The organism is Actinoplanes sp. NBC_00393, from assembly GCF_036053395.1.
Classification (GTDB): Bacteria; Actinomycetota; Actinomycetes; order Mycobacteriales; family Micromonosporaceae; genus Actinoplanes.
On record NZ_CP107942.1, the window covers coordinates 3,575,577 to 3,593,636 of the forward strand.

At 70.3% G+C, this 18,060-nt stretch carries 20 protein-coding genes; 6 read left to right on the forward strand and 14 right to left on the reverse strand.

Going from position 1 to position 18,060, the window contains the following annotated elements:
- The first annotated feature begins 12 nt into the window (after nucleotides 1–12).
- The 3 genes from OHA21_RS16905 to OHA21_RS16915 are packed head-to-tail and all read left to right on the forward strand — an operon-like array spanning nucleotide 13 to nucleotide 1,335.
- The gene (locus OHA21_RS16905) at nucleotides 13–438 is read left to right on the forward strand and encodes a roadblock/LC7 domain-containing protein (protein WP_328474988.1); all 426 of its coding nucleotides are present in this window, start codon (nucleotides 13–15) and stop codon (nucleotides 436–438) included.
- Entirely contained in the window at nucleotides 435–773 is a 339-nt protein-coding gene (locus OHA21_RS16910; protein ID WP_328474989.1) for a DUF742 domain-containing protein, read from the forward strand. Before OHA21_RS16905 ends, OHA21_RS16910 begins: the two co-directional genes overlap by 4 nt.
- Nucleotides 757–1,335 (forward strand): GTP-binding protein, encoded by a 579-nt coding sequence (locus tag OHA21_RS16915; RefSeq protein ID WP_328474990.1) that lies wholly within the window; start codon nucleotides 757–759, stop codon nucleotides 1,333–1,335. The genes OHA21_RS16910 and OHA21_RS16915 overlap by 17 nt, the downstream gene beginning before the upstream one ends.
- On the opposite strand, the gene OHA21_RS16920 is transcribed toward OHA21_RS16915, so the two are convergent.
- Nucleotides 1,332–1,802, reverse strand: coding sequence for a GNAT family N-acetyltransferase (locus OHA21_RS16920; RefSeq protein ID WP_328474991.1), 471 nt, complete (start codon nucleotides 1,800–1,802; stop codon nucleotides 1,332–1,334). The two genes, OHA21_RS16915 and OHA21_RS16920, sit on opposite strands and share 4 nt — an antisense overlap.
- Before the next feature lie 9 nt (nucleotides 1,803–1,811).
- Nucleotides 1,812–4,088 (reverse strand): putative bifunctional diguanylate cyclase/phosphodiesterase, encoded by a 2,277-nt coding sequence (locus OHA21_RS16925; protein ID WP_328474992.1) that lies wholly within the window; start codon nucleotides 4,086–4,088, stop codon nucleotides 1,812–1,814.
- A 139-nt stretch (nucleotides 4,089–4,227) separates the two neighbouring features.
- Between OHA21_RS16925 and OHA21_RS16930 the strand changes: the two genes are divergently transcribed.
- Together OHA21_RS16930 and OHA21_RS16935 are read left to right on the forward strand one after the other, a co-directional pair.
- Complete coding sequence (locus tag OHA21_RS16930) at nucleotides 4,228–5,421, forward strand: MFS transporter (protein WP_328474993.1); 1,194 nt, start codon at nucleotides 4,228–4,230, stop codon at nucleotides 5,419–5,421.
- Entirely contained in the window at nucleotides 5,418–6,455 is a 1,038-nt protein-coding gene (locus tag OHA21_RS16935; protein ID WP_328474994.1) for a tellurite resistance/C4-dicarboxylate transporter family protein, read from the forward strand. The genes OHA21_RS16930 and OHA21_RS16935 overlap by 4 nt, the downstream gene beginning before the upstream one ends.
- Nucleotides 6,456–6,810: 355 nt before the next feature.
- Here the strand turns inward: OHA21_RS16935 and OHA21_RS16940 are convergent, their stop codons facing one another.
- The 7 genes from OHA21_RS16940 to OHA21_RS16970 all read right to left on the reverse strand — a co-directional run bounded on the left by OHA21_RS16940 (nucleotide 6,811) and on the right by OHA21_RS16970 (nucleotide 12,566).
- The gene (locus OHA21_RS16940) at nucleotides 6,811–7,593 is read right to left on the reverse strand and encodes an NUDIX hydrolase (RefSeq protein ID WP_328474995.1); all 783 of its coding nucleotides are present in this window, start codon (nucleotides 7,591–7,593) and stop codon (nucleotides 6,811–6,813) included.
- 250 nt (nucleotides 7,594–7,843) lie between these two features.
- Nucleotides 7,844–9,043 (reverse strand): glycosyltransferase 87 family protein, encoded by a 1,200-nt coding sequence (locus tag OHA21_RS16945; RefSeq protein ID WP_328474996.1) that lies wholly within the window; start codon nucleotides 9,041–9,043, stop codon nucleotides 7,844–7,846.
- A gap of 15 nt (nucleotides 9,044–9,058) precedes the next feature.
- Complete coding sequence (locus tag OHA21_RS16950; protein ID WP_328474997.1) at nucleotides 9,059–9,736, reverse strand: trimeric intracellular cation channel family protein; 678 nt, start codon at nucleotides 9,734–9,736, stop codon at nucleotides 9,059–9,061.
- Nucleotides 9,737–9,740: 4 nt separating this feature from the next.
- Nucleotides 9,741–10,442, reverse strand: a complete 702-nt coding sequence (locus OHA21_RS16955; RefSeq protein WP_328474998.1) for an alpha/beta fold hydrolase — start codon at nucleotides 10,440–10,442, stop codon at nucleotides 9,741–9,743.
- 344 nt (nucleotides 10,443–10,786) lie between these two features.
- On the reverse strand, nucleotides 10,787–11,437 hold the full coding sequence (locus tag OHA21_RS16960) for a GntR family transcriptional regulator (protein WP_328474999.1): 651 nt from the start codon (nucleotides 11,435–11,437) through the stop codon (nucleotides 10,787–10,789).
- Between the two features lie 188 nt (nucleotides 11,438–11,625).
- On the reverse strand, nucleotides 11,626–11,838 hold the full coding sequence (locus OHA21_RS16965; protein ID WP_328475000.1) for a hypothetical protein: 213 nt from the start codon (nucleotides 11,836–11,838) through the stop codon (nucleotides 11,626–11,628).
- 155 nt (nucleotides 11,839–11,993) lie between these two features.
- On the reverse strand, nucleotides 11,994–12,566 hold the full coding sequence (locus tag OHA21_RS16970) for a TetR/AcrR family transcriptional regulator (RefSeq protein ID WP_328475001.1): 573 nt from the start codon (nucleotides 12,564–12,566) through the stop codon (nucleotides 11,994–11,996).
- Between the two features lie 77 nt (nucleotides 12,567–12,643).
- On the opposite strand from OHA21_RS16970, the gene OHA21_RS16975 reads away from it, so the two are divergent.
- Nucleotides 12,644–13,873, forward strand: a complete 1,230-nt coding sequence (locus OHA21_RS16975) for an MFS transporter (protein WP_328475002.1) — start codon at nucleotides 12,644–12,646, stop codon at nucleotides 13,871–13,873.
- 6 nt (nucleotides 13,874–13,879) lie between these two features.
- Here the strand turns inward: OHA21_RS16975 and OHA21_RS16980 are convergent, their stop codons facing one another.
- The 5 genes from OHA21_RS16980 to OHA21_RS17000 form a co-directional block, all read right to left on the reverse strand.
- Nucleotides 13,880–14,815: a cyclase family protein gene (locus tag OHA21_RS16980; protein ID WP_328475003.1), complete on the reverse strand. Its 936-nt coding sequence runs from the start codon at nucleotides 14,813–14,815 to the stop codon at nucleotides 13,880–13,882.
- Nucleotides 14,816–14,836: 21 nt separating this feature from the next.
- Nucleotides 14,837–16,009 carry a sensor histidine kinase gene (locus tag OHA21_RS16985; RefSeq protein WP_328475004.1) on the reverse strand — a complete coding sequence of 391 codons (1,173 nt, stop codon included), beginning with the start codon at nucleotides 16,007–16,009 and terminating at the stop codon, nucleotides 14,837–14,839.
- 75 nt (nucleotides 16,010–16,084) lie between these two features.
- On the reverse strand, nucleotides 16,085–16,444 hold the full coding sequence (locus OHA21_RS16990; protein WP_328475005.1) for a DUF2795 domain-containing protein: 360 nt from the start codon (nucleotides 16,442–16,444) through the stop codon (nucleotides 16,085–16,087).
- 37 nt (nucleotides 16,445–16,481) lie between these two features.
- Nucleotides 16,482–17,768, reverse strand: a complete 1,287-nt coding sequence (locus OHA21_RS16995) for an erythromycin esterase family protein (RefSeq protein ID WP_328475006.1) — start codon at nucleotides 17,766–17,768, stop codon at nucleotides 16,482–16,484.
- 3 nt (nucleotides 17,769–17,771) lie between these two features.
- Complete coding sequence (locus OHA21_RS17000; protein ID WP_328475007.1) at nucleotides 17,772–17,999, reverse strand: hypothetical protein; 228 nt, start codon at nucleotides 17,997–17,999, stop codon at nucleotides 17,772–17,774.
- Between the last annotated feature and the right edge of the window lie 61 nt (nucleotides 18,000–18,060).

The window sequence follows — 18,060 nt, forward strand, 5'->3', positions numbered from 1 at the left end:
CGGGGATGAACCATGAGCGTTGACGCATCAGCCGACCGGCATCAGTTCAACTGGCTGCTCGGCAACTTCGTCCACCAGACCGACGGCGTCCGCGACGCCGTGGCGGTCTCCTCGGACGGTCTGCTGATCGCGGGTTCCGACGGGCTGAACCGGGCCGAGGCCGACCAACTGGCCGCGATCGTGTCCAGCCTGGCCAGCTTGGCCCGCAGCGCGTCACGCCGGTACGAGTTCGACGGCCTGAAACTCATCATGATCGAGATGCGGCGCGGGTTCCTGCTGGTGTCGCAGATCTCCGGCGGCAGCGTGCTGGGCGTGGTGGCCGGCAGCGAATGCGACGTCGGCCTGGTCGGCTACGAGATCTCCACTCTGGCCGAGCGGTTCGGCGCCCTGCTCACCCCGGCGCTGATCGCCGAGTCCCGGCAGCACCTGCCCCGATGAGCGTCGCCGACGACGGCCCGGTGGTGCGCCCGTTCATGCTGACCGGCGGGCGCACCCGGCCGGTGCACGACGGGCTGCGCCTCGAGACCCAGTTGTCGGCCGCTCCGGCGGCGTTGTCCGCGCCGCTGCGTTTCGAGTCCCGCCGGATCGTCGAACTGTGCCAGCGCCCGCATTCCCTGGCAGACCTGGCCGCGTCGCTCGCGGCCCCGCTCGGCGTCGTCCGCGTCATCGTCGGCGACCTGCTCACCGAGGGCTACCTGCGCATCGAGGAACAGCCGGACGTGCTCTCCATAGACTTGATCGAAAGGATCCGGGATCGTGTCCGCGCGCTCTGACACGGTGGCACCACCGATCGCCGTGAAAATCGTGATCAGCGGCGGTTTCGGGGTGGGCAAGACGACGTTCGTCGGCGCCATCTCCGAGATCGAACCGCTGGTCACCGAAGCCGAGCTCACCGAACGCTCGATCGGCGTGGACGACACGTCGGCGGTGTCCGAGAAGACCACCACCACGGTGGCGCTCGACTTCGGCCGCATCACCCTCGACGACGCCCTGCTGCTCTACCTGTTCGGCACCCCCGGCCAGGACCGGTTCGCGTTCCTCTGGGACGACCTGGTCGACGGGGCGCTCGGCGCGATCGTGCTGGTCGACACCCGCCGGGTGGAGGACTCGTTCCCGGCGATCGACTACTTCGAGGAGAACGAGATCCCGTTCATCATCGGCGTGAACCGCTTCAACGGCCAGCAGCGCTTCGACCTGGCCGAGGTGCGCGACGCGCTCGGCGTCGACGGCGTCGTGCCGATCGTCGAATGCGACGCCCGCCAGCGCGAGTCCGTCAAGGAGGTGCTGGTCGCGCTGACCGAGGAGATCCTGATCCGGCGGCTGGGGCGGCGTTAGCAGCGTTTGACGAACTCGATCTTGGCGGGGGTTTCGGGCATCGCTTCCAGCTGACCGCCCCGCAGCCAGCCGCATGCCTCGTAGAAGCCGATGGCCGCCGTGTTGCCGGCGAAGGTTTCGAGACGGATGTCCCGGTACCGGGCGAACAGCGCCTCCTCGGCCCGAGCGAGAAGCACCCTGCCCCAGCCGCGACGCTGGTGACCGATGTCGATCATCATCAGGTCGATGGTTGGCCCGTCGAGAATCGTCAGGCCCACGATTTCCTTCTCCGCTTCGAGGCAGTAGACGTGTCCCTGGCGGAAATGACCTTCAATATGATCATCCGAGGCGCCGGAGTTGATGAACCAGTCGACGCTGTCATCGCCGAGGAACGAGCGGTAACTCGCGTCGATCGTGCGGCGGGCGAGCCGTTGCAGGGCTCCGAGGTCGTCGGCGACAGCGAGGCGTACGACTGCGTATGTCGGCACCGTCATACGCTACGAGAAGCTCGGCTGCGCGGCTGCGACCGGGTGATAGGCGGCGACCGCCTCGGCCGGCATCGGGCGGCCGAAGTGGTAGCCCTGGGCGTATCGGTAGCCGAGCCGGTGCAGCTCAGCAGCCTGCTCGGCCGTCTCCACCCCCTCGGCGACGACACGCAGTCCCAGGCCGTCGCCGATACCGATCAGCGCCGTCGCGATCACCGCCTGCTGGCCGCCCTCGGTGATGTCGTCGACGAACGACTTGTCGACCTTGAGAACATCGGCGGGGCAGGTGCGCAGCAGCCCGAGTGACGAGTGGCCGGTGCCGAAGTCGTCGAGCGCGATGTTGACCCCCAGCCCGGCGATCGCCCGCAGCTCGGTCAGCGCCGTGCCGCCGTCGAAGACCGCCGTCTCGGTGACCTCGACGGTCAGCACGTGCGGGGGCAGACCGGTGCGGCCCAGCATCGCGTCCAGGTCGGCGGCGAAACCGGCCTCACGCAGCTGACGGGCCGACACGTTCACGGTGACCGTATGCGGGGCCGCGTCACCCAGTTCGTCACGCCAGCGCACCGCCTGCCGGCAGGCCTGCTCCAGGATCCACGCGCCGAGCGGCACGATCAGCCCGGTACGCTCGGCGGCCGGAATGAAAGTGGCCGGGCCGATCGGGCCGCGCTCCGGATGCGTCCAGCGGATCAGCGACTCGACGCCGTACAACTCGCCGCCGGGCATCGCCACGATCGGCTGGTACATCAGGTGCAACTGGTCGGTGTCCAGCGCCGTGCGCAGGTCGGCGGCGAGCCGGGACTGCTCGGCGGTGCGCTGATCCATCTGGTCGGTGTACGCCACCTGGCGTCCCTTGCCCTGCGCCTTCGCCTCGTACATCGCCACGTCGGCACGGCGCAGCAGCTCCTCGGCGGTGTCGCCGGGGCGGGCCGCGGCCAGGCCGATGCTGGCCTCCACGACCAGCTCGTGCCCGGCAGCGTGAACCGGGCGGCGCAGGTGCTCGGCGATCACGGCCAGTGTCGCCTCGTAGTCGCTGGGCAGCAGCAGCGCGTACTCGTCGCCGCCCAGCCGGGCCACCACGGCGCCCTCCGGGAGCTGCGCGGAGATCCGCTGCCCCACCGCGGTCAGCAGAGCATCACCGACCGCGTGGCCCAGATCGTCGTTGATGTCCTTGAAGTCGTCGAGATCGATCATGGCGACGCACACCGTGTCCGGGTCCGCCGCCAGCGCGACGACGATCTCGCGGTGCAGCACGGTACGGTTCGGCAGGCCGGTGAGCGGGTCGTGAGCTGCCTGATGGGCCAGCTCACGCCGGCGGGCGTCGAGCACGTCGAGCAGCCGCGAGTTGTCCCGCAGCGCGACGATCTGCCGGGCGGTGACCAGCAGGGTCACGACCACCGATCCGGCGGCGATCGCCAGGATGTCGTCGCTCGCCTCCGCAGCGCCGAACAGCAGCAGACCGCCGGTGGCCAGCACCGCGGCGTACGGCAGGATGCTCGGCCGGCGGCGCCGCGCCGGGCGCGGCAGCGGGAGGCCGGCCCGGGTGGCACGCAACTGGCGGTCCGCGGCCACGCACAGACACAGGCACAGGGTCGGCAGCAGCACATGCGGCAGGCTCAGATGCGGACGCGAGACGAGCAGGGGCGCCAGCGAACCGCCGCCGGCCCCCACCGCGCCGGTGAGCCCCAGCAGGTACATGGCCCGCCGGTCGATCGGCCCGGTGCCGGTGAAGGCCACCTTCACGAACGCGGAGACGCAGACGACGCCGGCCGCGACCACGGTGAGCAGCGAGAGCTTGCCGGTGGTGCTGTCGGACACCAGGACTTCCCAGCGCGGAAGGACCAGATGCCAGGTGAAGGTCAGCACGGTGAAGATCACGGTGGCCAGGTCCAGGCCGAAGCGGACCCACTCGATCCGGGCCCGGCGGGCACCGGGGATACGCAGCGGCCCCAGCAGCATCACGGCCAGGGAGGCCACGAACACCGCCGCGGTGGGCCCACTGATGCCCTGGCCCTGCTGCCCACGGCTGAAGTAGTCGTACGCGGTCATGGCCACGCCCGCACCCAGCAGGGCGACGCCGGCCGACAGGTAGCGCCAGAAGGTGCGGCCCTGGTCGCCGGCCCGCCACAGGCTGTGCGTCGTGACCGGGACCGCGACCAGCAGCGGCAGCACCCAGCCGACCACCGGCGGCGTCCAGCGGACCAGGCCGACCGAGAACCAGGCCGCCGCGATCACTGCCACACCGGCTACCGCGGCGAGCGTCCTGGTCAGCCGCCACCGCGGAACCGTCACGGGCTTCACAAATGTCCCTTCGGCGCGGAACCGCCAGAGGTTGAGCGCCTCTCCGCGGTTCGGGCACGTGAAAGGTCACCACTGAAGTCCATACGTTCCGGGTGATGCCGCCCGGCCGGGCCCATGGTGAGGTCGCGGTGTGCCGAGACAGCACTCCTCCGAGATCAGAGCGGTGAACCTCGCCGGGCTGGTCCAGGGCATCACCCTGGTCACCTTCCCAGCGGCAAGTTCGATCTTCACCAACCCCGATCAGTACGACCTGAGCAGTTCCCAGTACGGCGCGATGTTCCTACCCCAGGTCCTGACCGCCATCGCGACCACGCTGCTGGGCGCCGGCCTGGCCCGCCGGCTGACTCCCAAGCGGGTCCTGCTGCTGGGGCTGACCGCCAACCTGACCGCCATGGTGGTGCTGGTCCTGTCCGCCGGCGTGAAGGCCGACGCGGCGATCGCCTATCCGCTACTGCTGGTCGCGACCGCGTTCCTCGGTGCCGGCTTCGGGTTGACCGTTCCGGTGCTGAACACCTACGTGGCGGCGTCCCAGCCGGCGCGTGCGGACAAGGCGGTGCTCGTACTCAATGCCCTGCTCGGTCTCGGCACCGCCCTCGCGCCGGTGTTCGTCGCGATCTTCGTCGGTCTGGGTTTCTGGTGGGGGCTGCCGGTGCTGTCGGCGGCGTTGCTCCTTCTGCTGCTGCTCGCCTGCGCCCGGCTTCCGCTGCGGGCCGAGACGGGCACCGCTACCGGCCCCGCGCGGCGCGCCGGCATCCCGTCCCGGTTCTTGCTGTTCGCCGGCTTCGCCGTCTTGTACGGGATCTGCGAGACGGTCAACGGCAACTGGTCGCAGGCGTACATGACCACGGATCTGGGCGCCTCGACCACGCAGGCCGCGCTGGCACTGACCGCGTTCTGGGCCATGGTCACGGTCGGCCGGGTCCTGTTCGCGGCGATCGTACGCACGTTGCCGCCGCGCGCCGTCTTCCGTCTGCTGCCGATCATTCTGATGGCGACCTTCGCGCTGACCGCGGCGCTGCCGCAGGATGCGCCGTGGTTCGGCGTCGCCACCTTCGCGCTGGCCGGGCTGGGCTGCTCCGCCCTGCTGCCGCTGACGATCAGTCTCGGACAGGACGAGCTGACCGCCATGTCGACGGTCGTCGCCGGCGGGGTGATCGCGTTCTACCAGGTGGGTTACGGGATCGCCGCCTTCGGCGTCGACCCGCTCGTCGACAACGGCGTCAGCCTGCCGGACGTCTACGGCGGGGCCGCGATCGCAGCGCTCGTCCTGACCGCGCTGTCCTTCGCGGTCACGCGACGGCAGATGGCGTCGGTCGCTTCATGAGGTACGGCCTGCGGGCATCGCCGGTCGCCACGCTGTCGCCCGGCATCTTCGCGATGGTGATGGCGACCGGGATCATCGCTGTCGCGTCGAGCCAGCAGGGCATCGACTGGCTGGCCGGCGCGCTGTACGTCGTCGCCGCAACCATGTACGCCGTACTGATCCTGATGTTGCTCTTGCGGATCCTGCTGCACCGGGCCGCGTTCGTCGCCGACGTGACCAGCCACGTCAGCGGCTTCGCGTTCCTCACCACCGTCGCCGGCACCAACGTGCTCGCCGCCGCCTCGGCGCTGATCCACGGCTGGTGGGGCCTGGCGTGGGGCCTGTGGTGGTTCGCCCTGGCCGTGTACCCCGTGTTCCTCTACACCACGCTGATCGCCGTCGTGATCGACGAGGACAAACCCGGCCTGGAGCAGGGAATCAACGGAACCTGGTTTCTGCTCACCGTGGCCACCGAGTCGATCGCCGTCGTCGCCGGCCTGCTGCTCACCCGCGGCGACAACGCATTGCTCGCCTTCACCGCGCTGGCCGCGTTCGGGCTCGGCCTCGTGCTGTATCTCGTGGTGATGACGGCCGAGTTCCTGCGCTGGGCCTTCCGGCGCCTCGACCCGGACCAGATCGACCCGCCGGCCTGGATCGCCGCCGGAGCCATGGCGATCACCGTCCTCGCCGGATCGAACCTGCTGATCGCCGCGCCCGGTTCGCCGATCCTCGCCCGGCTCGCGCCGTTCCTGGCGGGCGTCGTCATCCTGGCGTGGGCCACAGCCACGTTCTGGCTGCCGCTGATGGTGGCCCTCGGCGTGTGGCGGCACCTCGTCAGACGGGTTCCGCTGCGCTACGCCCCGGCCTTCTGGGCGCTGGTCTTCCCGATCGGCATGTACAGCGCGGCCACCTTCCGGATGCTGGACGCGATCCGGCAGGAGGGCCTCGGGTGGGTGCCTCAGGTGGCTCTGGCAGTGGCTTTAGTCGCGTGGGCGGTGACCTTCGGCGGTCTGCTCCACCACGTCCTCCAGCGGCCGAGCGAGACGGCAGCCTGATAGCCGCTTTCGCGGCCGCCGGTCGACGTTCCCGACTGGCCAGGTCCGCACACCGTCAGCCTCCGCGGCGACTGGATCTTCAGGACCGTGGCGCTGCGCCCGCGCCGGAACGTTTCAGCACTGACTGAATGGTGTGGTGCCGGCCGACTGCCGAGGCAGAGAATCTTCGTCGTTCGCCTACCACGGCAGAACGGACCCATGTCATGAGGATGACCCCACGGTCCGGCGGTTGGCGGCGCTTTCTTCTTCCGCGCGGTCGCATCGTCCAGTGTCGTTGTCGTACGACCTCGCGCCATAGCTTGGGGCGATGCTGTGCTGCCGACCTGCAGCGGGACGAAGGATCACAGCCTTGGGCCTACTTCGGCCCACCAAGGTACGCGGCTCTCCCGGTGCGGCGTGCTTCGAGGGCGGCGGCGATGCGAGGTGCGACCTCGGCTGGCAGCCGGGCGGCGGCGACGTCCGGTTCGAGGAAGTCGTAGGCAGCCAATTCGTCGGCGGGTAGGCGCACTGGGGCATACGCGGGCAGTATTCCAGCGTCGAAGGTCATGCTGATGAGGGCGCGAGGTCGTGGGCCGGTGGGCGGTGCCCAGTCGAGCACGAGGAGCGCGCCGACATCGATTCGGAGACCGAGCTCCTCGTGGAGTTCCCGCGCGCACCCGTCCTGGGGGTACTCGCCGGCCTCGAGGTAGCCGCCGGGCAGTGCCCAGTGGTCGCGATAGGTCGGTTTGACCAGTAGAACCCGGCCGGTGACAGCCTCGGTGATCAAGGCTGCGGTGGTCGCGTAGAGGCTGGGGAGTTGCGCATACCACTGGTCGGGTTCGATCCAGGTGCTCACCGGGATGACGGTAGCCGACCCGCCGGTCGTGGAGCCGGTGAGCAGGCCGCGGTGCCGGTCGAAGAATTCCGCGACGACCGGTTCGAGGCGGTGGGGGCGTAGACGGTAGATGAGTTCGGTGAGCCGTTGCCGGACGCGTTGGGATGTCACGGTGTGCAGGTGCGGGATGGCCTGGTCGCCGTAGCGGCAGGCTTCGTCCAAGTCGCCGTTCGCGGCGTGGACGGTGGCCAGCAGCGCGGTGTGCAGGGCGCGGGTGCGAGTGCTGTCGGCCGGCAGGCACAACGCGGCCGGCCCGTGGGCCAACGCCTTTCGGTGCAGCTGCAGGTCGCGGTAGCACCGTGCCGCGGTGCCGGCGAAGTGTGCTGGGCTGAAGTAAGGTCGTCGGCCCGGGCGTGTGTGGCTCAGCGCACTTTGCGTCGCTGCATTGGTCGGCCCTGAGGCCCAAATCGGGGGCAGCCTCACCGTGAAAAGAGGATGACCTCACGTCGTTCGCCTGCAGGGCGGCCGCGAACCGTGCGTTCGCCGCCGCCAAAGATCACAGGCCGGGGGAGCTCTACGACAGGCTGGGCACTTCCGAGCCCGGCGACGCGAAGCTCGAACGCCAGGTGAACGGGCCGGCCCGGCGGATGAGCTGCAGCGCCGCCCAGGTGGAGAGCGCGAGGGCGGCAAGAACGTAGGCGTTGCCGGGGATGTGCTCCAGCGGGCCCCACTCGTATTCCTGCTTCTCACCCCACGGTGGCCACGCCAACGGGCGGGCCACGAACACCGCGATCCACACGACAGCCCATCCCCGGCTGCGTTCCCACAGCGCCAGCCCGACCGGCACGGCCCACACCCAGTGGTGCGACCACGAGACCGGCGAGGCGAGCAGCATGGCCATCGCTGCCAGGCTGATGCCGAGCACCCGGTCACCGCGGCGCCACCACGCGGCGGCGATCACCACGATGGCCAGCGCGAGCGGCCCGGCGACTGCGAGCCACAGCAGCCTCGGTGGCGCATGATCGAGGAAGCGGGTGAGCGTGCCGAACACCGACTGGTTGTGCGAATTCTCCGGCGGACCGATCCGGCTCGCCTTCACGAGATTGTGGGTCCAGTACGTCTTCGCGGAGCCGGGCATCAACGCGAGCCCGATCACGACAGTGCTGGCGAAGGCCAGCAGCGCCCGTACCGCTGCCATCCGCCGGCCGATCAGCACCAGCAGCACGACGAACACCAGCGGGGTGAGTTTCACACCGGCGGCGACACCCACGAGCACGCCCGACCAACGCCAGTCCGGCCGGGTGAAATCAATGAGCACCGCCAGCATCAGCACCAGGTTCACCTGGCCGAAGGTGAGGTTCTGCCACACCGGTTCCAGGGCGAGCGCCCCACCGGTCAACAGCGCAAGCTGCCAACCCGAAACGGTACGGCCGAGCGCCCGGCCCGCGACCAGGATGACCCCCGCGAGCGCGGCCATCGACACCGCGGTCCACAACGCCGTGGCGAGCCAACTCGGCACCAGCGCCAGCGGCACCAGCAATAGCGCGGCGAACGGCGGATAGGTGAACCGCAGGTTGGTCTCCGGGTCACGCGATTTGTAGAGCGGCAGACCGTCAAGCACCAGCCCGCTGCCGTGCCGGTAAGCGGAAAGATCGACGAATCCCCCGTGGACGCTCAGCGTCGCGGGCGCGTCCGCCCAGTCAGCCACACCGGCCGCGGCGGCAACGACGACGATCACGGCCAGGGCCGGGCCGACCCCCCGGAGCGAACCCATGATCGCATCGTAGTGTCACGGCAACAGGCTGGCGTCCGACGGGTCCTTCGGGCGCCGGCGGCGTACCGGGCGCTGCTCCGGAAAGGACCAGCCGAAGAAGACGGCAGCCAGGCGCACAGCGGCGGTCACGGCAACACAGACCAGACCCGCAACCATGATCGGTACGCCGAACCGGTCGAGAACGATGAGCATGCCGGCTCCCGCCCCGGCGGCGACGGCATAGAGGGTGCCGACCTGCAGGAAGGAGATCGGCAGGTTCAGGATGACGTCGCGCAACATCCCGCCGCCGATGGCCGCGATGACGCCGACGACCAGCGCCCCTGCCTCGCTGACGCCGAGCGACAACGCCTTGGAGGCGCCGATCGCGCCGAACACCCCCATGACGAGCGCGTCCAGCACGGTGATCAGCCAGTCCGCTCGCGCCAACAACGGGTACAGCAGCATGCCGAGGATTGCTGAGCCGGCGGCCACCACCAGGTACCAGTTCTGCCAGATCACCACGGGCCGCTGATCGAGCACTATGTCGCGGAGCAGGCTGCCGCCGAGCGAGACGGCCAGCCCGATCACGACGACGCCGAGCACGTCGATGCGGCGATGCCGCTCGCCTGCCGCGAACAGGGCGCCCTGGAGGCCACCCAGTCCGGCGGCGAGCAGCTCGATCCAGAGCGCTACCTGGAACGGCGTGGTGGACATGGGGTCAGCGGGCGGCGTTCTTCGCGGCGGCGGCGATGACGTCGGCGACGGCATCGGGCTGTGTCGCGTACAGCGCGTGGCTGGCCGAGACGTTGGTGACCTCCGCGCCGATGCGCTTGGCCATGTACTGCAGCATCGCCTGGTCGAACGCCCTGTCCTCGGTGGCGATGACGGCCCAGCTGGGCTTGTCGCGCCAGGCGGCGTTCTTCACCGGGGTGGCGAACACCGCCATGTTGATCGGCACCTGCGAGTCACGCAGGAAGGCGGCGTCGGCGTCGCTGGCGTCCGCGGCGAACCCGGCCTTGAACTTGCCGGGGTTGATGAAGCCGTAGCCGTCCGCGCCGACGTCGATGACGAAGTCGGGCGTCGGGGCGAACCCCTCGTACTGCTGGGCCGTGGTCTCGCCGGCGTCGGGCGCCAGCGCCGACACGTAGACCAGCCCGGCGACCTTCGGGTGAACGCCGGCCTCGGTGATGACCGTGCCACCCCAGGAGTGGCCGACCAGAATCGCTGGCCCGTCCTGCTGGTCGAGCACCCTCGTGGTCGCCGCGACGTCGTCCTCCAGCGAGGTGAGCGGGTTCTGCACGATCGTGACCCGGTAGCCATGGGCGGTCAGCCTGTCGTAGACGCCCCGCCAGCCGGAGCCGTCAGCGAACGCACCGTGCACCAGCACAACGTTCTTGATCTCTTGATCGGTGGTGCTCATGGTTTTCCTCCCCCTTGATGGAGCCAGCGAGTGCCGCTCCGAGATGCAATATATTGCATGGCGGAGCGCGCCCTCAAGGCCCGAAGCTGTGCGTTGACTGTGCTGTCTCTCCCAGGGAGAGGGTCAACAACGAAGACCCGACCCGGCTGCAGGTGTCCGAGCTACGGATTCGACGTAGAAGAGAACCCCGCCGATGTGCAGCGATGGGTGCGGATGCGCCTGCTCGGCCGTCGCGTTCCAGCCGCGTCGGCCCGAGTCAACCCGCAGCCGGGCACGCGGAACGACCGGCCTGACGATGCAGTCGTCGCCGGCCGAGGCGGAGACCTGGGATCAGAAGCCGAACATCAGGTCGGGTCGCTCGGCAGCCCGAAATCAGTTCGGGGATCGAGGCTCATCCAATTCGCCCGGGCAGCCGCCGCGGCGCCCTCGACGTCGCGGGCCTCGCACAGCTCGATGATCTGGTCGTGCAGGGCCACCGAGCCGCGCCCGCTGACCGAGGAGAACCGCAGCCGCTCCAGCCGTCGCAGCACCGGGGTGAACTGCTCCAGCACCGCACGCAGCGCCGGGTTCGCGGCGGCGGTGACCGTGACACCGTGGAACTCGTCGTCCGCGGCGATCGCCGCATCCACGTCGTCCGCCTGCAGGGCCGCCGCGAACCGCGCGTTCGCCTCCCGCATCACATTGATCTCGTCGGCCGACAGCGTGGGCACCGCCTCCCGCACGGCCAGCTCGTGCATCGCCGCGGTGACGGTCTGCGCCGCCCGCGCCGCCTGCACGTCCAGCGGGCTCACCATCGTGTAACGCCCCGGCTTGGTCTGCACCAGGCCGCTTTCCTCGAGCCGCGTCAGCGCCTCGCGAACCGGAGTCCGGCTCACCCCCAACCACTGCGCCAGTTCGCCGTCGTTGAGCCGCTCCCCCGGGTGAAACGTGCCGTCCACGATCGCGTCCCGAATCGACCGGTACGCGTTCTCACGCAGCAGAGATCGCGAAATCACACCCACACGCTGCGGAATCGGCATGCAACATATTTCACACCGGCGTACCAGCAGCGTCAACGAGGCCCGCACCACTGCTGCCGGGGCAGCGCTACGAATAGCTCGGCGTCCCGCCCGGACGCGACGGCGCCGGCCTCCCCATCGTGCGTGACTTCACCCAACGCTCATGGCCGGGCGTTCCAGTCCCTTCAGAGCTCGCCGTTAGCCCTCATCAACAGGACAGCCAGAAGTCCGGACACCGAGCCGGCTCCCACGATCATGCCGTCACCGATGTGCCGCCGGACGTCGTCGAGCGGGATCCAACCGATGCACTCTGCCTCGTTGACGTCCGGTGCCGAGCCGGTGAAATCGGCGCCTCGCGCCCGGTAGACGACATCGCCCTCGTCGATGGTGCCGACCATCGGCTGAAACCCGATCAACCTCTCGACGCTGCACGACCGCCATCCCGTCTCTTCCGCGGCTGATGCGCAACGCCTTTCACTCCGCGTCACCGACCGACCACGCTGACTCACACCCGGCCGCTGCGCCGGCTCCGCGTCGACCGTGCCGTCCACGATCACATGCCGGCGGCGGCCAGCATCGCTGCGGCGATGCCGCGCGCCGCGAGTGGCGCCCGCGGGCCGGGGTCCAGGCGGGCGCCGACCATCGCGCCGTCGTAGAGGACGATCATCTGGTCGGCGAAGCTTTCCGGATCGGGTACGCCCGCCGCGCGGGCCAGGTCGACGAAGAGGCTGCGGGTCCACGCGCGGTTGTGGGCGGCCTCCTCACGGACGGCGCCGGACGGGTCGTTCTCGGCGCCGGCGTTGTAGAAGGCGCAGCCGCGGAAGCCCGGCTTCGTGGCGGTCTCCGCAAGCAGGTCGAAGACGCCGAGCAGGCGGTCCTGCGGTGTGGTGAAGCGTTCGAGGCCGGTCATGATCCGGGTGCGGCGGCTCTCGTGCCGGCCGCGCAGGTAGGCGCGGACCAGTTCGTCCTTGCTGCCGAAGGTGCTGTAGAGCGATGCCTTGGCGACTCCAGCGCGTTCGATGACGCGGTCGATGCCGACGGTGTGCACGCCCTCGGCGTAGAACAGCTCGTCGGCGGCAGCCAGGAGCCGGTCGCGGGCGGAGGGGCGGCGTGAGGCAACGGACACGCCTTGACTCTAACAGACAGGTCTGTCTAGTGTCGGTGCGTACTAGACAGACCTGTCTGTTCATGGGAGCCGACGACATGGCATCTGCCACCACGATCCAGGAGCCGCTCGCCGTACGCGGTCCGCGCCTCAACCGCCCGGCGGCCTTCGCCTCGGTCGCCGCCATCCTGCTCACCTTCGCGGCCGCGGCGGCCGTGCCGTCCCCGCTCTACGCGGTCTACCAGCGGCTGTGGGGCTTCTCCGCGGCCACCCTGACGGTGATCTTCGCGGTGTACGTCGCCGCCCTGATCGGCGCGCTTCTCGTCCTCGGCGCCCTGTCCGACCACGTCGGCCGCCGGCCCGTCCTCGTGGGCGCCATCGCCCTCGAGGCGATCGCCTTCGTGCTGTTCCTGGTCGCCGGTGACGTCACCACGCTGGTCCTGGCCCGCATCGTGCAGGGCGTGGCGACGGGCGCTGCCCTGAGCACGCTCGGCGCCGCCCTCATCGACCTCAATCCGGCCCACGCGCCCGGCCGGGCCGGCCTGATCAGCGGCATCGCGCCGGTCTCCGGACTCGCCATCGGCGCGCTCGGCTGCGGGATCCTGGTGGAGTACGCGCCCTCCCCCACCCACCTGGTGTTCGTCGTGCTGCTGCTCGGCATGGCGCTGGCCGCGGTCGCCGTGGCGTTCATCCCGGAGACCGCCGCCCGCCGGCCCGGCACCGTCGCGTCGCTGAAGCCGCGCCTCGGCGTACCGGCCCGGCTGCGCCCCGACCTGCTCGCCCTCACGCCGATCATGGTGGCCAGCTGGGCGCTCGGCGGGCTCTACCTGTCACTCGGGCCGTCCGTCGCAGCGGACACCTTCGGCCTGCACAACCGTCTCGTCGGCGCTCTGGTGATCACCCTGCTCTGCGGCTGCGGCGCGCTCACCTCGTTCCTGCTGCGGGGCACACCCACCGCACGGGTGCTCGCCATCGCCGGGACCGGGCTCACCGTCGGCGGCCTGATCAGCATCGCCGCCATGCTCAGCGAGAACCTGCTGCTCGCCGCGGCCGGCACTGTCGCCTCCGGCATCGGGTTCGGCGCGGCCGCCCTCGCCTCCTTCGGCACGCTGGCCCGCATCGCGGCGCCCCACGAGCGGGGTGAGCTGATGGCCATCGCGCTCGTCATCTCGTACGCCGCCTTCAGTGTGCCCGCGGTGATCGCCGGCGTGCTGGCCGGCGAGATCGGCCTGCATCTGACCACCCTGCTATATGGCATCGGCGTAGCCGTGCTGGGGATTCTCGCCCTGGCCGCGCAAGGCCTGCGGCCCCGACCGGCGGTTTCGTGACCGCGGTCAGAAGGTGGCGATCGGGTTGACCGGACTGCCCGACGTGCCGGCGAAGCGGACCGGCGCGACGGCGAGCTGGAAGTCCCACTGGCCGAGCTCGGCAGCCGTCGCCACGCAGGCCTCCAGGTCGCAGTTGTCGAGCATCCACAGACCCATCGCGACGAGGCTGATCGCGTGGACCGGCATCAGCACGTCGTCGTAGCCCGACGGCTGAACGTCCTGCGGGGTGTCGGCGCCGATCAGCGCGACCTGCCGGTCATGCAGCCACGGCAGGCAGGACGCGTGCCAGCCGGGCTGCTTGATGCCGCCGGCCGCACGACCTTCATGTCGGGCCCGGCCATGGCCGGTCCGCAGCAGCACGGCGTCGCCGGGGCCGACCCGTACGCCCTGGCGGCGCTCGGCCTCCTCCAGGTCGTCGGAGAACACGCCCTGCCCGGGTTCCAGCCACGGCACGTCGCGGACACTCGCCACGTCCAGCAGCACACCGCGCGTGACGATCCCGTTCGCCGCCGCCGTGACGGCCGCCCACCCGGATCCCGTTGCGGCGTCGACCAGCGAATGTGACCGCCCGTTGTACATCGCGCCGTCCCAGAACAGGTGGCACGGCGAATCGAGGTGGGTGATCGTGTTGCCGTGGAACATGATGCCGAGCCGCTCGTTGGAAAAGCCCCAGCGCCGGTCGGCGTGGAAGGCGGCCGGCATGTTCTGCGCACCCGGCATGTCGGCGGCGCGCGGGCACGCCGTCGTCGAGCGTTCCATCTCGTCCGGGACGGTGATCTCCCAGGCGCACGACACGCTCCGGCCGTGGCGCACCGCCCGCGCCGCCGCCAGCCGGACCTCGTCGGTGATGAGGTTCAGCGTCCCGAGTTCGTCGTCGTCGCCCCAGCGTCCCCAGTTCGACAGCGTGTCGAAATACCCGAGCACGTCGTCCTGTGTGGGCATCGACACCTCCGGTCCCGTGGTTCAGACACGATATCCCGCCCCGCCGCTCGGCACCGCCACGTCGACACGGAAGCCACCATCGGCGGTCGGGCCGGCGCTGAAGGTGCCGCTCAGGGCAGTCACGCGCCGGCGCATGCCGGTCAGGCCATTGCCCGCGGCGCGGCCACGGTTCGGGTCAGAATGCGCGGTACGGGTCGCAGCGGTGTTGCGTACGCCCACCTGCACCAGTTCGCCGGTGGCCTGCACGTCGAGGTAGATCGTGCTGCCCGGCGCATGGCGTGCCGCGTTCGACAGGGCCTCCTGCACGACGCGGTGCACGACGAGCGCCGATTCAGCGGAGACGGCATTGTCGGCTGCCGTGTCGAAGCGTGCTTCCACGGTCAGCCCGGAGGCCCGGGCCCGGTCGACCAGCGTGCGCACGTCGTCGATGCCGGATAGGCCCGAACCGGTGGCCATGGCGCCGACCAGGCAGCGCATGTCGTTGAGAGCCTCGCGGGAGGCGCCCGCAAGCGCGGTGAACTCGGCCTGCTGGTCCTGCGGACGGTCGTGCAACCGGTACGACGCCGACTCCGCACGCACCGCGATCAGCGACATGTGGTGCCCCACCACGTCGTGCAGCTCGCGGGCGATCAGGGTGCGCTGCTCCGCCAGCGCCCGGTGCAGCCGCTCCACTGACTGCCGCTGCACGACGCGCCGCCGCACCTGCACGCCCATCGCGGCCACGACGCCGACCAGCACCACGACGGTGACCGCGTCCTGCGCCGGCACCCGCGCCAGGGTCGCCGCGCAGCTCAGCACCGCTGTCCAGGCGACCACCGGTGTGCGGTGCCGCAGGGCCACCGCGAAGATCGTGCACGGCAGCACCATCAGCTGCACCGGGTGCCACGGCCAGGCAAGCCCACCAGGTGCGATCTCGAGCGGGACGGTCACCAGGGTGGCGAGGACAGCGATCCGCCACGCAATGAGCGGGCTGGCGTACAGCAGCGCCACCGGGCCCGCCGCCACGACAGCGAGCGCAACTCGTACCAGTGCTGTTGCGCCGTCGATGCGGACAGCACCGAGGTGGACGAGTACGCAACCCGCCACCGCGAGCGCGAGCAGGGGCCACACCACCGCGTCGGCGCGTCGCCGGTTCGGCGCGCAGTCGGGTTCGACAAGCGCTGCTCGCAATCCCGTCAGGGCACCGGCAACCATGAACCCAGTGTCGGCAGCGGGTGATGGCACTCCCATCCCGCTGGCCCCCGAGCCGCCGGTAGGGCTATCCCCCGGTCAGGCAGGGTCGCGGCCGAGCGCGGCCCAGATCTCGGTGACTGTCTGATAGACCACGCCGTCCGGAAGCCGGTCCAGGTCGGCGAGGACGTCGTCCGGTGCGGTGAGGACCTCGGCGCTGCGCCGCAGGGCGTCACGGTCGCCCGGCAGGGCAGACAGGCCGATGTAACGCCCGAACCGGGTGAGCGGATTCTCCGACCCGTTGCTGATCCCGGTCGGCGCGGGCTGATCCTCACCCGCCGGCTCGGCCATCTTCCACTCCTCGGCCCGGCCCTCGGTGATGCCTTGCACCGCGCCGCGCACCTCTTGGCTCATCTGCTCATCGACGCGGGGACTGTGTTTGCTGCTACCACGCTCCATAGGCCCCGGATCCCCCATGAATGCGGGCATAAACCGTTCAGACGCCGGAGGGATAGGTCTCCGGTTCCAGCGCGTCCGACGTGCGCAGATGCAGGGGAAGCACCGCGTGGGACTGATCGAACCAGCAGAACGCGTCGTAACGATCGCCGAGCACGGTCGGCACGTAGTTGCCCGGCCGTTCCCGCTGCGGGTGGTAGACCACGCCGATCGCCCGATGGTCGATCTCGTCGGTCAGCACGTCCGGCCGGTCGTCGCGGGGGAACACGAACAGCGCCTGCTGCGGCGCCGCAGTGTGCAGGATGTCCTCCACCGTGCGCCGGCGGGCCGGCGGCACGCTCATCACCTGCATCGGCGCGCCCCACGCTTCTCCGGCGACGACCGCTCCCCGATGGGTGCCGAACCCCACCAGCACCACCTGATCGGCGCCGTAACGTTCCCGGGCCAGCTGACCGATGTTGACCATGCCGGCGTCACCCATGTCCGTGGCCCGGGCGTCACCGACATGGGTGTTGTGCGCCCACACCACCGCTTTCGCACCCGGCCCGTAATGGTCCAACAGGCGGTCCAGCGTGTCGTCCATGTGCCGGTCCCGCACGTTCCACGACTGGCGGCCGCCGCGGACCATCGCCCGGTAGTACCGCTCCGCGCCGGCCACCACCTCGGCGTTCTGCCACACACCGAACCGGCTCGTCCCGTCCGCGGCCGCCCGCTGCCGCAGCGCGACCAGCAGGTCGAGGACCTCGGACTCGCAGCTGGCCGGGACCATGCGGGTGGCCAGCGCGTACTCCTGGGCGTCCTCCCCGTACGGTTCGAAGCATCGGTAGGCCGCCAGCGCGGCCGGCACCTGGTCCGGATCGTGTTCGCGCAGATGCGTGAGGATCTCGCGCAGCGACTCCCACAGCGAATACACGTCCAGGCCGTGGAAGCCGGCCCGTTGTTCCTCGTCGACGGCCGCGTTGTGGGCGCGCAGCCAGCGGCTGAAATCGACGATCTCCTCGTTCGCCCACATCCAGGTCGGCCACCGCTCGAAGCCCAGCAGCGCCTCGCGCGGGTCATCCGGCGCGCCGGGCAGGCAGCGCACGCTGCGGTCCACCCGGTCGCAGTCCGGCCAGTCGCCTTCGACCGCCACGAAGGAGAACCCCTTCTCGGCGATCAGGCGTCGGCTGATCGCCGCCCGCCAGGTGTAGAACTCGTGCGTGCCGTGGGTGGCCTCGCCGAGCATCACCACGCGGGCGTCACCGACCCGGTCCAGCAGCACATCGAGGTCACCGGGGTCGGTGAGCGGCGCGGCCAGGCCGGCCACCTCGTCGCCGTAGCGTCCCATGAGCTAGTCCGTCGGCTCCTGCGGCTCCGGCGGCTCAACCTCGTCGGGGCGTTCCGGAGGCGGTTCAGGCGTGTCGTTCAGGTCGATCGGGCGTTCGATGTCGGGCTGCTCGGTGGGTTCGGGCACGGTGGTCATGTCGTCCTCCCGGTACGGTCGATCGCCGGTGACCAAGAGGACACCGGCCGCGGCATGTCGCCGCACGGCCCGCGTACCCGGCAGCGGCGAACTCATGCACACGTAGGTGACCAGTGACAAAGGTCTGGGAAGTCCTGTCGGACGAGCACTGTCAGCA

Bases quoted from the DNA above. Each gene is read 5' to 3' on its own strand.
- OHA21_RS16905 (WP_328474988.1), top strand. From the start codon at position 13: ATGAGCGTTGACGCATCAGCCGACCGGCATCAGTTCAACTGGCTGCTC.
- OHA21_RS16910 (WP_328474989.1), top strand. From the start codon at position 435: ATGAGCGTCGCCGACGACGGCCCGGTGGTGCGCCCGTTCATGCTGACC.
- OHA21_RS16935 (WP_328474994.1), top strand. From the start codon at position 5,418: ATGAGGTACGGCCTGCGGGCATCGCCGGTCGCCACGCTGTCGCCCGGC.
- OHA21_RS16945 (WP_328474996.1), bottom strand. From the start codon at position 9,043: ATGGGTTCGCTCCGGGGGGTCGGCCCGGCCCTGGCCGTGATCGTCGTC.
- OHA21_RS16950 (WP_328474997.1), bottom strand. From the start codon at position 9,736: ATGTCCACCACGCCGTTCCAGGTAGCGCTCTGGATCGAGCTGCTCGCC.
- OHA21_RS16955 (WP_328474998.1), bottom strand. From the start codon at position 10,442: ATGAGCACCACCGATCAAGAGATCAAGAACGTTGTGCTGGTGCACGGT.
- OHA21_RS16965 (WP_328475000.1), bottom strand. From the start codon at position 11,838: ATGGTCGGCACCATCGACGAGGGCGATGTCGTCTACCGGGCGCGAGGC.
- OHA21_RS16975 (WP_328475002.1), top strand. From the start codon at position 12,644: ATGGCATCTGCCACCACGATCCAGGAGCCGCTCGCCGTACGCGGTCCG.
- OHA21_RS16980 (WP_328475003.1), bottom strand. From the start codon at position 14,815: ATGCCCACACAGGACGACGTGCTCGGGTATTTCGACACGCTGTCGAAC.
- OHA21_RS16985 (WP_328475004.1), bottom strand. From the start codon at position 16,009: ATGGTTGCCGGTGCCCTGACGGGATTGCGAGCAGCGCTTGTCGAACCC.
- OHA21_RS16990 (WP_328475005.1), bottom strand. From the start codon at position 16,444: ATGGAGCGTGGTAGCAGCAAACACAGTCCCCGCGTCGATGAGCAGATG.
- OHA21_RS16995 (WP_328475006.1), bottom strand. From the start codon at position 17,768: ATGGGACGCTACGGCGACGAGGTGGCCGGCCTGGCCGCGCCGCTCACC.
- OHA21_RS17000 (WP_328475007.1), bottom strand. From the start codon at position 17,999: ATGAGTTCGCCGCTGCCGGGTACGCGGGCCGTGCGGCGACATGCCGCG.